Consider the following 12,552-nt stretch of genomic DNA (forward strand, 5'->3'; position numbering starts at 1 on the left):
GCATTGGGTTAAGAGTAATTATTCTCTTTGTTCCCCTCTTTTTCCTTCCACCCAGTCCCAAATTATCCCTTATCCCCTTCAGGGGCACCACCTTCCCCAATCCCAACCCCCATTGTATGGCACAAATATGTGGCGCAGATTCCAGGCTTTTATCCAACATACTCGCAGCGTTTTAATTATTACTCCCAGCGTTGCTTTGACGGTTATAGTTGGGCAATCGTTGGGACTTTTCAATTTACCGGAATGGAAAATTCGCGACGAATGGGTTCGTCAGCGATCTTCAGAGGCGATCGCTGATGAAATTGTGATTGTTACAATTGATGAGCGCGATATCCAATCAGTACGTAAATGGCCAGTTCCAGACTGGGCGCTGGCACGATTACTAGAAAAAATCCGGGCGCAGCAGCCGAGAGCCATTGGCTTGGATCTCTATCGAGATTTACCCGAAGGAAACGGACACGATCAACTTGTTCAAGTCTTTCGCAACACTCCCAATTTAATCGGAGTTGAGAAAATTACTGGTGAACGCGTCAATCCTCCAGCGGAATTGAAAAAAAAGGATCAAGTAGGATTAGCAGATTTAGTCTTGGATGGCGATCGCTTTGTACGTCGTGCCCTCCTAACAGCTGAAGATGCCAAAGAGAAAAATACCATTAAAGCCGGGCTAGCAACCCTTGTAGCCCTAAAGTATCTCGAAGCTGAAAAAATTAGCTTAGAAAGCATTGACCCCCAAAAACAAAAGTTTCAGTTGGGCAAAGAAATTTACCTGCCACTGCAAAATCAAGAAGCAGGTTATACCGATGCCGATTTAGGAGGCTATCAAATTCTGCTCAATTGGCATGGTTCAGAAGCAGCATTTCGGACAGTTGCGATGCGCGATGTGTTAGCAGGGAAAATTCCGGTAGATTTGATGCGCGATCGCATGGTATTTATTGGGTCAATCGCCTCCAGTACCAATGATTTCTTCAGCACACCCTTCTCTTCCTGGATCTCTGCTCAAAAACCGACTCCAGGTGTGGTTGTTCACGCCAATATTGCTCATCAACTAGTACGAGGAGCAAAAACAGGAAATGCCAGTCTGCACGGTGTTTCTGGCATTTATTTATCACTCTGGATTGTTTTGTCGTCTGTCATTGGTTCTACAGGCAGTTGGTTGTTATCTAATAGCAAGCTGCGGATTCCCGGCGGCAAAATTCTTTGGGCAACTGTAGGCATCAGTGGAGCCTGTATATGGGGTGGCTATGGGATGTTTTTGTATGGTGTTTTAATTCCGGTAACACCCACTTTAGCGGCGTTTATCGGTAGTGTGATTGCAACAACTAATGCCTATAAACAGCGGAAGTTAGAAGAAACAAATCGCCAACTGGAAATTGCCAACAGTCAACTATTGGATTATTCCAAAACCCTAGAGACAAAAGTCGAAGAACGAACTCATGAATTAGTTGAGGCAAAGCAAGCTGCCGATGCTGCCAATCAGGCCAAGAGTGAGTTTCTCGCCAATATGAGCCACGAACTACGCACACCTCTTAATGGCATCCTTGGTTTTGCCCAGGTACTAGAAGGATCGCCAAACATGACAGCTAAAAACCTAGAAGGGGTTAGCATTATCTACCAATGCGGTTCGCACCTTTTGATGCTGATCAATGACATTCTCGATCTCTCGAAGATAGAAGCAAGGAAATTGGATTTGGTTGTCACTAGTGTGCATCTGCCCAGTTTCTTACATGGTGTAACAGAGATTTGTGGTATCCGGGCTGAACAGAAAGGGATTAGATTTAATATCTTAATTAGCGATCGCCTACCACTTGCCGTTGAAGTTGATGAAAAACGGCTGCGGCAAGTGTTAATTAACTTGCTGGGCAACGCAATCAAATTTACAGATAGCGGTAGTGTAACGTTCAAAGTGGAAGTCATTAGTGAAGAGTCTAAACAAACGACGCCACTTGCTTCACTTGGGGAGACCCCAAGACCGCAGTGGCTCACCAATGACAATGGACAAATGACACATCAAAAGATTCGTTTTCAAATTGAAGATACGGGTATTGGGATGTTACCAGACCAACTTGAGAAAATCTTTTTGCCCTTTGAGCAAGTGGGTGAAGCAGGACAACGATCTGAAGGTACTGGCTTGGGATTGGCCATTAGCCAAAGAATTGCGGCATTGATGGGGAGCCAAATTCAGGTGCAAAGCCACCTGGGTGAAGGAAGTCTGTTTTGGCTGGATTTGACAGTATCAGTATCACTCGATGTCTACGACGGGCTACGCCTACATGATTGGCGTGGAGGAGCGATGTCTAAGACAGATTACAACCCAACTCCCCAGAAAATTACTGGGATTCAGGGTAGTGCGCCTCAGATTCTGATTGTTGATGACGATCGCAACCATTGTTCTATGTTAATCAGTCTGCTGCAAGAAATTGGCTGTCAAACCCTAGAAGCGACCGATGGCAAACATGGGCTACAGATGGCAATTGAACACAATTCAGATGTGATTCTGCTTGATTTAGCCATGCCGAATATGGATGGTTTTGAGCTAATGGTTCACCTGCAAGAGAATCCGCAAACCCGTTCTATTCCTATTATTGTCTCTAGTGCCAGCGTTTTTGAGTCAAATCGCCAGCGGAGTTTAGAAGCAGGGGCAACAGCCTTTCTAGCCAAACCTATCCAGATTGAGGAACTACTTAATAGACTGCGATCGCTGTTGGGGGTGGAATGGATATATGCCGAATCTTCGCCTCCCAAAGGCGAGCAGATCGCTGGTAGTGAATGGGTTCTACCATCCCAAGAAGTTTTGCAACAACTCTATCATTTAGCAATGATGGGAGATATCTCGGCGATTGAGGGAATGTTAAGAGAACTAATTGAGCAAAATAATCAACTAGCTCCCTTCGCGGCAGAGTTAAGCAAACTCACTGCCAATTTCCAAACCGGAAAAATCCGTAAGTTACTCAAATCATTTGTCAAAACGGAGTTACATCCATGATCGCTGTTCCTATCTCGAAACCCATACATATTTTATTAGTGGATGACAATCCAAACAATCTCAAGGTGCTAGCGGAAGCGATTCACAAGTGTGGCTGGAAAGCCCTGATGGCAACAGATGGGGAGTCAGCGATCGAACAAACAGAATATGCTCATCCCGATCTCATACTCTTGGATGTAATGATGGCAGGTATTGATGGATTTGAAACTTGTCGGAGACTGAAAACCAATACCATAACTGAGAATATTCCGGTGATTTTCATGACTGCCCTATCCGATTCTACAGACAAGGTGGCTGGACTGGAAATAGGTGCGGTTGACTATATTACCAAACCCTTTCAACATGAAGAAGTCATTGCCCGTTTAAAGTTACACCTCAAAATTTCCCATCTCACCCGCACATTAGAAGAACGTGTGCAAGAACGCACCGCAGAATTAACTCAATCTCTACAACAGTTACAGCAAACCCAACTACAAATGATCCAGAGTGAGAAAATGTCCACATTAGGGCAGTTGGTTGCAGGTATTGGTCATGAAATTAATAATCCGGTTGGTTTCGTTGGCGGAAATTTATCTTATATTGAAGAACATGTAAATAATCTGCTTCGCCTGGTGAGCCTGCAACAGGAGAAGCTAACGCAGTCAGACTCGGAAATTCAAGAGCTTCTTGAAGAAATTGACTTGGAGTATCTGGCAGAGGATCTGCCGAAACTACTGGCATCAATGCACCAAGGTATTACCCGTCTGAAAGATATCAGTCTCTCTCTGAGAACTTTTACTCGCGCAGATATTTCATCTCAGATAAAGTTTCAGATTCACGAAGGAATCGATAGCACCTTAATGCTGTTGAAACATCGACTCAAAGGCAATGGCGATCGCACTAAAATCCAGGTTGTCACACAATACGGTGAGTTACCTCCAATCAGTTGCTATCCCGGACAACTGAACCAGGTGTTCATGAATATCATCGCCAATGCCATTGATGCATTTGATGAACTCCATCAAAAAAATTCCAATCAAGATATTACTGCTGTCCCGAGTATAATCACCATCACCACATCGCTCGATCCTCAACAACAAACTGTCACAATTTGTATCCAAGATAATGGCCCCGGTATGCTTACTGAGGTGCAATCTCGAATTTTTGAGCAATCTTTCACAACCAAGGCTGTGGGCAAGGGAACCGGGCTGGGATTAGCCATTAGCTACCAAATTATTGTTGACAAACACAACGGACAAGTCAACTGCTTATCAATACCTGGTGAGGGGACAAAATTTATTATTACTCTGCCAATGTAACTGAATATACATGATTGTTAACAGGAATTCTGCAACTCAACATAACTATACTTGATTTAGCCTATCCTGAGTAAAACCAGATTTACTTTACGAATCAGATATAAAGGTTGCACCTGATTTTATTAATTATTTGGAAGTATACAACAAATAAATTATCCAATCTTGTCAGATGGACTGAAAAGCCCGCCTTTGGCTACAGTTGGGCGAGACGCCCAGCCCACAAGAGTTAATTGGATATTTTTTGATTTGGAAGTCCCTTAACCAATGCAAGAGCAAGGCGATCGCTCTAAATAAATCAAAAACCCTCCTGAAAAACTTTTCAAGAGGGTTTGTGTAATTACTTATTGTAGTAGTGACAAAAAGTTTCCTCAGTAAATTGTTTGTTCCGTTAGGTAGTGCCAATTTAACCATCAGAACCCCAGGTTCTAGCCACTGTCACTTTAAAACTCGGCAGGGTAACTCTGATATTGGGTGTTTAAGATATGCCCCAACATCCACTGTAGGTCACTTTTCTTGGTAGCGCCGTTACCACCCATAACAGTAGTACTATTGCGCTCTGTTCCCAGTTTCACTCTGTAAGAATCGAGCTTACTCGGTGTGGGCAGATAAAGAGTCAAGCATGAACCTTGCTGGTAGGACTTACAACGAATCGCACTAATCTTCGTGGTCATCAAACGGATCGTTCAATTCCTTGCTAGGAGGGCCAAAGGAGGTATAGATCGAAATTCCAGTGATGGCAACTACGACGGCAGCCATAGAAATGCTAAGAACTATTGCGGGTTCCATAATTGAGAGATAGATGATGAGTGCTATTCTTATAGAATATTACAGAAGATTAAAAAAAGCTTTGGCAAGTAATCTTAGGTGGACTATGGCACAAAGGACTAGATTGGGAGATATCCTGAAACCACTGAACTCTGAGTATGGGAAAGTGGCTCCAGGTTGGGGTACTACCCCTGTGATGGCTGTTTTTATGGCGCTATTTTTCGTGTTTCTGCTGATTATTCTGCAACTTTACAATAAATCACTGTTGGTTCAGGATGTATTTGTCGATTGGCGCAGCTTAGGACGCTAACGCATACACAGCGAGTGAGTTTGGATAACAAGTTAAGTTACACCCGGTTCTTCCGGGTTTTTTTGTGAGTTGCGATTTCCGACTAGACTAACTATATATGTGAGTTTCTGTAGTGGTTCTAAAGTTTACAGGAGACAAAAAATGAATATATTTGGTATCGGTCTGCCGGAAATGGCTGTAATTATGGTAGTAGCGCTGTTAATCTTTGGCCCAAAAAAGCTACCAGAGATCGGTCGGAGTGTGGGCAAAACAATTCGTAGTTTCCAAGAAGCCTCTAAGGAGTTTCAAAACGAGTTTCAAAAAGAAGTAGAACAGTTAGAAGAAGTTGTCAAGACTACTGCTGAATTGGAACCTAAGCAAATCCACCCTGCTAAATCTGAGCAGGATACCGCTAGTTCTTCCCAACCTAGCTAGTAGTTTGTCAAGTTCGTAGTAAGGACTCTAGTCCTGGATTTTAAGCACTGAAGTGCTTACTACGAACTCCCCAAAATTAATCAGACAGACTATATAGAAGAGTGCTGCATATCAATTGACTCTAGGCAAAATGACAGAAGCTGTTACGCAACCAGCTTTGGTAATTCCCCAACTAATCGTCGGATTAGGGAATCCAGAAGCTAAGTATGACCAAACACGCCATAATATCGGTTTTGCTGCTTTAGAAACTCTCTCCCGTTCTTGGCGCATTTCCTTAGCAGAAAACCGGAAGTTTCAGGGTGAGTATGGCGAGGGTATAGCCCCAGGTGGAGGTAAGATTCGCTTGCTAAAGCCGTTAACTTATATGAATCGCTCAGGGCAAGCAATACAAGCGGTGACAAGTTGGTATAAATTACCGCCTGAGTCAGTGTTGATCGTTTATGACGATATGGATTTGCCCTTGGGAAAAACTCGTTTGCGTTTATCTGGTTCATCTGGGGGACATAACGGCATGAAAAGTGCGATCGCACATCTTAATACCCAAAACTTTCCCCGTTTGCGAATCGGTATTGGTAAACCCAAAGATGCAGCTAATAAGGATGATTCCGGTGCTGTCTCTCATGTGCTGGGGCGATTTTCCGCTGCCGAAAATCAGCAGATGTCTCTTGTACTTCAGTTCATAGTTGAGTGTATTGAACTAAGTCTCAAGCAGGGAGTAGAAAAGGCGATGAATGTTTGTAATAGCCGCACCATTAATAATTCTGAGTCTTAGGGCTGGATGAATACTGTCCTATCAGCTGATTAAAGAAAGCTAACCGATGTTTAAAGGCGCTTATTTTGGTTGATGGGTAGCGATTTTAGCTTGCTCCATCCAACCAAGATAAAGCCTCTAACGCTCTCTACATATAGTAAAAGTAACTCATCTACACCCTAATTAGCGGTGCGGCAGACTTTGCTTAATGTTTGTATGAATAATGGCGATGTCTACGATGGGCTACGCCTACGCGCTGTTGCTTGTTTTCGGTCATAACCTTAAGCAACGCCGGTATCACACCAAATTGGTTTATTTAAAACGTCTTGTGCGTCTAGCTGCCACTGCCTTACGTTTGCGTTTTTCTATCGGTGTTTCAAAGTGCCGATGATATTTCACATCAGCTAATATCCCAGCTTTGGAAACCTGGCGTTTAAACCGACGCAAAGCTGAGTCTATTCCTTCGTTCTCTCCTAGAACCACCTGGGTCATTCTTCCCTTTTCCTCATCATCAATAGTTTCCATTCTAATATTACCCTCAACCTTAGTAAAACCCCTCTGAGCTAAAGTCATGATTAAGAGGCTATTCGTCCGGCTGACGAGGATTACGTGTGCTTTTGTATCGTGAAATCGTTACTTAACTAAAAGTTAATCTAAGTTCCCTAATGCACTCTCAGAACCAATAAAGAAGATGGGGAAATTATGATGCTAAATTTTTCTGACTGTACTCTCAATGGGGAAATAATGTAATCTTAGTTACTAAGATACATAATGAAAACAGATTTTAAAAGTTGATTCTACCCTCATTTAGTAATTTATATCCAGTTGCTAATGCTGTAAAAGCAATTATGAAATTCCATAGGCTAGTTGGCTTTAAAATAACTCCACCGCTTAAGAAAATTAATACTATGCCAATGCCGAGAAAAATTCATCCTAAGTTACCAGTTTCTCTCCGAAAAAAGACTAATGCAAATATACCTATCATCGTTGCCAAAACTGAAGCTGTAGCAGGTAAGCTCCGATAAAAATATGAATAGTAACCGCTAACAAATATGATGTTTTGACCAAAAAAGTATAATCCTGTGAAAAGTAGAATTAAACCTATAAGTTTGATTAACAACCTGCCCATAATATTTTGATATTTTTAATGGCCCAAGCCAATTTTTATCCGATTATAGTGGAGTTTTTAAAATCTTGCCAAATTTTACCTTGATTTAGTCAATTTAAGTAAATATACTTAAAACAAATCCAGGCTGTCTGAAAATGCCAGTACAAGTAATGTTGATTACATCAAGTAGTCCTTGCCAGCGTTTTATCAAGGTGCTTTAATAGCGATCGCATTCCGCAAAATAGTTTTACTTACAAAATATGTACAAAACGTGCAGCGACTCGACATCGCTGCCGGTGTTGATAAAATTACAGACTCAAAACATTAAACTCAAAGATATGACAAGCTAGTAGCATATCTTTGACACTAAATTCTCCCCAAAGCTGAATAGGAGCATACATGGAGCCAATTATTGCTATAGTTTTAGCCCTTATAGGTTATGCATTAGGTTCTGCAAAACTGATTAATCAAGGAAATGAAGCCTTAGTCGAACGCTTAGGGCGGTATCATCGAAAACTTAAGCCGGGGCTGAACTTTATTGTTCCCTTGGTCGATCAGATTGTGATGGAAGATACTACACGAGAGCAGTATACAGACATCAAACCTCAGAATGTGATCACCCAAGATAATATTTACGTAGAAGTGGATGCTATTGTATACTGGCGCATTCGAGATATTGAGAGAAGCTTTTACGCGATTGAGGATCTGCAAGGGGCATTAACACAGATAACCACAACTACGCTCCGAGAAATCATTGCCCAAAATACCCTAGAGCAGACCAACGTCTCTAGAGCAGAGATGGACTCAGCTATTTTAGATCAGTTGAATCATGTAACGGCAGATTGGGGAGTTGAGATTCTCCGGTTAGATATTCAGAGAATTACCCTACCTGAGAGTGTGCGAAAGTCTAGGGAAGAAGAACAAGCCGCCGTCATCAAAAAACGGGCATTGATTACCGAAGCAGAAGGGGAAAAGGAAGCTGCGATTAAGAAAGCAGAAGGAACTATGGCTTCAGTGCAAATCATTTCTCAAGCTCTCCGTGCCAATCCCGATAGTAGAGACATTCTGCGGTATCTCGTGGCTCAAGATTATGTAGATGCTAGCCAAAAACTTGGTGAGAGCAATAACGCCAAAATTGTCTTTGTAGACCCGGCTAACTCAAGTGAAATGTTTCAGGAGTTGATAGCCGAGTCGGTAACTCAAGAAGGTAACGGCAAAAAAATCGAAGAACGGAATACTTAAGAGTCACGCTGTCTAGCTTGTCTCAATAAGGCATCGGCTACTAGTGAAACATCGCGCATTTCTTGAACATCGTGAACTCGGAGGATATCAGCGCCATTAAAAATAGCAGCACAACAAGCTGCTGCCGTTCCCCAAACTCGTGCTTTGGGATCTGGTTGATTTAAAATGCGACCAATAAAACTTTTACGAGATGCTCCTACCAAGATAGGACAGTTGAGTGGTGCGAGCGATCGCAAACTGCGAAAAATTTCTAAATTTTGCTCATAGTTTTTAGCAAAACCAATACCAGGATCGATAATAATTTTATCCAGGTCAATGCCCGCAGCAGTTGCTGCCTTAATTTGTCGAGCCAAAAAACTATAAATTTCACCGAGCAAATCTTGATAATCGGTCTGTTGTTGCATTGTCTGTGGTGTTCCCCGGATGTGCATTAAAATCATCGGCACACCTAACTCTGCGACTGTTGCCAACATTTCTGAGTCAAAAGTGCCGCCAGAAATATCATTAATAATATCCGCTCCAGCTTCTACAGATGCCTTGGCCACAGCAGCACGGGTTGTATCTACAGAAATCGGGACTGAAATCTCTGGTCTTAGCACCTGTAATACCGATACTACCCGGTCAAGTTCCTCCACCAGAGTTATTTGCTTTGCCCCTGGTCGAGTTGATTGACCGCCCACATCGATGATGTCAGCACCAGCAGCCACCAGTGCTTGCGCCTGTACTAAAGCAGCAGAGGAAGTGTTAAACTCACCCCCATCACTAAAGCTATCAGGCGTTACATTTAAAATGCCCATCAAATAAGTCCGCTGTCCCCAATCGAAACAGCGTCCTCGAATTATCAAGTTCCTTGGCATAAATCTACATTAGGCATTCCCATGCTCTGCATGGGAACGAGAAAAAAGCACATCACACTGACTTAAAATTCACAATCCGAGCGAAACTCTCAGGTTCTAGACTTGCTCCTCCCACGAGGACACCATCAATTTCTGGTTGAGCCATAATCTCATCAATATTATTCGGCTTGACTGAACCGCCATATTGAATTGATACATTTGGATTAGTCAACTTGCTACGAATTAAGCCAATTATTCGATTAGCTTCCTCTACTTCACAAGTGTCACCAGTACCAATGGCCCAAATCGGTTCATAGGCAATCACCAAATTATCCTGATCGATATCTACCAAGGCTTTGTCGAGTTGGAGAGCAATCAGTGATTCAGCTTCTCCCGCATCTCGTTGTTGTTTACTTTCGCCAACACAGAGAATTGGAGTCAAACCAAACCTTTGAGCAGTTCGGAGGCGCAGATTAACGGTGGCGTCCGTTTCCCCAAAGTATTGCCGTCGTTCGCTATGACCGACAATCACAAAGCGCACACCACTTTCTGTCAGCATCGGGCCAGAAATCTCACCCGTATAGGCTCCATATTCTTCCCAATGGATATTTTGTGCCCCCAGTTGGATGAGGCTACCGTGCAAGGTCTTGGACAAAACACTTAAATCAGTGAAAGGAGGACACAATATCACTTCTCGCCCTTCGGGGGTTTCCTCTAAGTGGGGCAGAAATCCTTGTAAAAACTCCTGGGTTTCTGACTGGGTTTTGAACATTTTCCAGTTGCCGGCAATAACGATTTTCCGCACAGGTAATTTAGTCAAGATCCTAACGCGTTATATTTAGATGCATTTTTCAGTTTATGACTTTTTGTTAGCCATTGGTCATTAGTCATTGGTCATTGGGCACAAGAGGCGGAGGGGAAAAACTTACTGCAACTTATCCTCGGTCACTGAGCGTAGACGTACCACTTGCCTACGGCACACTGCGCGAACGTGGAAGCAAGCTCACGCGCAGCGTCTCGTAGAGAAGTGCTACTCCGCTGCTCCCTAATCTCCACAAACCTCTGTTAAAAATAACTAGGATAAGAGACAGGGCTAATTTAAAAATCCCAAATTTCAAATCTCAAATTGATATGACCTCGACATTGCCCGTGCCTGAACCTCATCAAAGCGATTCCGCTAACACTGACGCAAATTCTCTCAGCTGGGAGGAAGAACTGGATAGTGCTATTTTTAGTTTTGAAGACATTCAGACGGAACTGAACTATAAACAAGCACAAACAGCGTTGCGAAACTTAGTAGCTAATCTCGACCTTACTCCCCAGGAAAAAACCGGGTTAGAGAGGGAAATTGCTGATTTGGAAACCATGCTGGGAAAGTTAGACCGCATGGTAGTGCAGATTGCGACTTTTGGCATGGTGGGACGTGGGAAGTCTTCTCTACTCAATTCTTTGGTTGGGCAAACGGTATTTGAAACTGGGCCACTGCACGGTGTCACCCGTACTGCTCAAACAGTTAATTGGAGTATTAGTGAGGAGATGATTGGGGAAACTGAACGTGCTTTGCGAGTAACTCTTCCTGGTGTAGGTCAATCTAAGGTGGAATTAATTGATACTCCTGGATTAGACGAAGTAGATGGTGCAACCCGCGCCGCTTTAGCTGAACAGATTGCCAAACAAGCAGATTTGATTCTGTTTGTGATATCTGGTGATATGACAAAGTTAGAATACGCCGCCCTTTCGCAGTTGCGAGAAGCAGGTAAACCGATCATTCTGGTATTTAACAAAGTAGATCAGTATCCAGAAGCAGACCGGATGGCAATTTATCACAAAATCCGGGATGAAAGGGTACGTGAATTACTCACACCTCTAGAAATTGTCATGGCTGCGGCATCGCCATTGGTGAAGACGGCGATTCGTCGCCCTGATGGTACTAGGGGCATACAGTTGCGTACAGGAAATGCCCAAGTCGAGGAACTGAAGCTGAAAATATTGGAAATTCTGCATCGTGAGGGTAAAGCCTTGGTTGCCCTAAATACCATGCTTTATGCCGATATTGTAAATGAGCAGTTGATAGAACGAAAACTGATGATTCGGGAACAGAATGCCAATCAGTTGATTTGGAAGGCTGTGATGACTAAAGCATTAGCGATCGCACTCAATCCTGTAACTGTGGTAGATATTCTGAGTAGTGTGGTAATTGATATTGCTCTGATTTTGGGTTTATCTAAACTCTATGGCTTCTCTATGACCGAGGCTGGGGCTGTACAATTGCTACAAAAAATCGCCTTGAGTATGGGCGGTATCGGTGCTAGTGAATTGTTAGCAAATTTAGGCTTGAGTGGATTAAAAACTTTACTTGGGATCTCTGCAACAGCTACGGGTGGCATTGCACTAGGCCCTTATATATCGGTAGCAATTACCCAAGGAGGAGTCGCTGGTGTTTCTTCTTACGGTATTGGACAAGTTACCAAAGTTTATTTAGCCAATGGCGCAACTTGGGGGCCTGATGGGCCGAAAGCAGTAATTAATCGGATTTTAGCAAACTTGGATGAGACTTCAATTCTTAACCGGATTAAAGATGAATTACTCCACAAAGTAAAACTGAAAAAGTGATGCATCAATAAGCTTTGGTTAGCCATATTTATCCTTAGAGCTAGCTGATTCGTCAAGAAAAGAAAGTGCCATTCGTTTTACCATCAGACGAATCAATGAGCCATAAATTATTGCGTCACTTAGCTTTGTGTACAACTCATAATCCTTACCCAAACGCTGAAATCGATTGCGGCATCTAATTTGTGAATGTACAGGTGCGCTACCAACTGTGCTATAAGCCCTTAGAGGATGT

13 protein-coding genes and 1 pseudogene are annotated in these 12,552 nt (G+C 43.0%); 8 read left to right on the forward strand and 6 right to left on the reverse strand.

Annotation, left to right across the window (positions count from 1 at the left end):
- Window positions 1-127: 127 nt before the first annotated feature.
- Window positions 128-2,983: a CHASE2 domain-containing protein gene (locus HWQ43_RS32860; protein WP_292741436.1), complete on the forward strand. Its 2,856-nt coding sequence runs from the start codon at window positions 128-130 to the stop codon at window positions 2,981-2,983.
- Complete coding sequence (locus HWQ43_RS32865) at window positions 2,980-4,281, forward strand: response regulator (RefSeq protein ID WP_292741439.1); 1,302 nt, start codon at window positions 2,980-2,982, stop codon at window positions 4,279-4,281. Before HWQ43_RS32860 ends, HWQ43_RS32865 begins: the two co-directional genes overlap by 4 nt.
- Window positions 4,282-4,721: 440 nt before the next feature.
- On the opposite strand, the gene HWQ43_RS32870 is transcribed toward HWQ43_RS32865, so the two are convergent.
- Together HWQ43_RS32870 and psbN are read right to left on the reverse strand one after the other, a co-directional pair.
- On the reverse strand, window positions 4,722-4,952 hold the full coding sequence (locus tag HWQ43_RS32870; protein WP_292741442.1) for a hypothetical protein: 231 nt from the start codon (window positions 4,950-4,952) through the stop codon (window positions 4,722-4,724).
- Entirely contained in the window at window positions 4,936-5,067 is a 132-nt protein-coding gene (gene psbN, locus HWQ43_RS32875) for a photosystem II reaction center protein PsbN (protein ID WP_012410654.1), read from the reverse strand. The genes HWQ43_RS32870 and psbN overlap by 17 nt, the downstream gene beginning before the upstream one ends.
- 85 nt (window positions 5,068-5,152) lie before the next feature.
- Between psbN and psbH the strand changes: the two genes are divergently transcribed.
- From psbH to pth, 3 genes are all read left to right on the forward strand, one after another.
- Window positions 5,153-5,356: a photosystem II reaction center protein PsbH gene (gene psbH, locus HWQ43_RS32880; protein WP_094348882.1), complete on the forward strand. Its 204-nt coding sequence runs from the start codon at window positions 5,153-5,155 to the stop codon at window positions 5,354-5,356.
- 141 nt (window positions 5,357-5,497) lie between these two features.
- Entirely contained in the window at window positions 5,498-5,770 is a 273-nt protein-coding gene (locus HWQ43_RS32885) for a TatA/E family twin arginine-targeting protein translocase (RefSeq protein ID WP_292741446.1), read from the forward strand.
- A 130-nt stretch (window positions 5,771-5,900) separates the two neighbouring features.
- Window positions 5,901-6,542: an aminoacyl-tRNA hydrolase gene (gene pth, locus HWQ43_RS32890; protein WP_292741449.1), complete on the forward strand. Its 642-nt coding sequence runs from the start codon at window positions 5,901-5,903 to the stop codon at window positions 6,540-6,542.
- A 291-nt stretch (window positions 6,543-6,833) separates the two neighbouring features.
- On the opposite strand, the gene rpsU is transcribed toward pth, so the two are convergent.
- Window positions 6,834-7,013, reverse strand: a complete 180-nt coding sequence (gene rpsU / locus HWQ43_RS32895) for a 30S ribosomal protein S21 (RefSeq protein ID WP_069073049.1) — start codon at window positions 7,011-7,013, stop codon at window positions 6,834-6,836.
- Window positions 7,014-7,305: 292 nt separating this feature from the next.
- Window positions 7,306-7,650, reverse strand: a pseudogene (locus HWQ43_RS32900) (hypothetical protein).
- A gap of 172 nt (window positions 7,651-7,822) precedes the next feature.
- Between HWQ43_RS32900 and HWQ43_RS32905 the strand changes: the two are divergent.
- Entirely contained in the window at window positions 7,823-7,957 is a 135-nt protein-coding gene (locus HWQ43_RS32905; protein WP_292741452.1) for a hypothetical protein, read from the forward strand.
- Window positions 7,958-8,028: 71 nt separating this feature from the next.
- On the forward strand, window positions 8,029-8,871 hold the full coding sequence (locus tag HWQ43_RS32910) for an SPFH domain-containing protein (protein ID WP_292741455.1): 843 nt from the start codon (window positions 8,029-8,031) through the stop codon (window positions 8,869-8,871).
- On the opposite strand, the gene folP is transcribed toward HWQ43_RS32910, so the two are convergent.
- Entirely contained in the window at window positions 8,868-9,728 is an 861-nt protein-coding gene (folP, locus tag HWQ43_RS32915; RefSeq protein ID WP_292741458.1) for a dihydropteroate synthase, read from the reverse strand. The two genes, HWQ43_RS32910 and folP, sit on opposite strands and share 4 nt — an antisense overlap.
- 52 nt (window positions 9,729-9,780) lie before the next feature.
- A complete protein-coding gene (gene tpiA, locus HWQ43_RS32920) occupies window positions 9,781-10,512 on the reverse strand; it encodes a triose-phosphate isomerase (RefSeq protein ID WP_292741560.1) in 732 nt (243 codons plus the stop codon).
- A 326-nt stretch (window positions 10,513-10,838) separates the two neighbouring features.
- On the opposite strand from tpiA, the gene HWQ43_RS32925 reads away from it, so the two are divergent.
- Complete coding sequence (locus HWQ43_RS32925) at window positions 10,839-12,320, forward strand: GTP-binding protein (protein ID WP_292741460.1); 1,482 nt, start codon at window positions 10,839-10,841, stop codon at window positions 12,318-12,320.
- Window positions 12,321-12,552: the final 232 nt, after the last annotated feature.

The organism is Nostoc sp. JL31 (assembly GCF_017114965.1).
In the GTDB taxonomy this organism is placed as follows: Bacteria; Cyanobacteriota; Cyanobacteriia; order Cyanobacteriales; family Nostocaceae; genus Nostoc; species Nostoc punctiforme_A.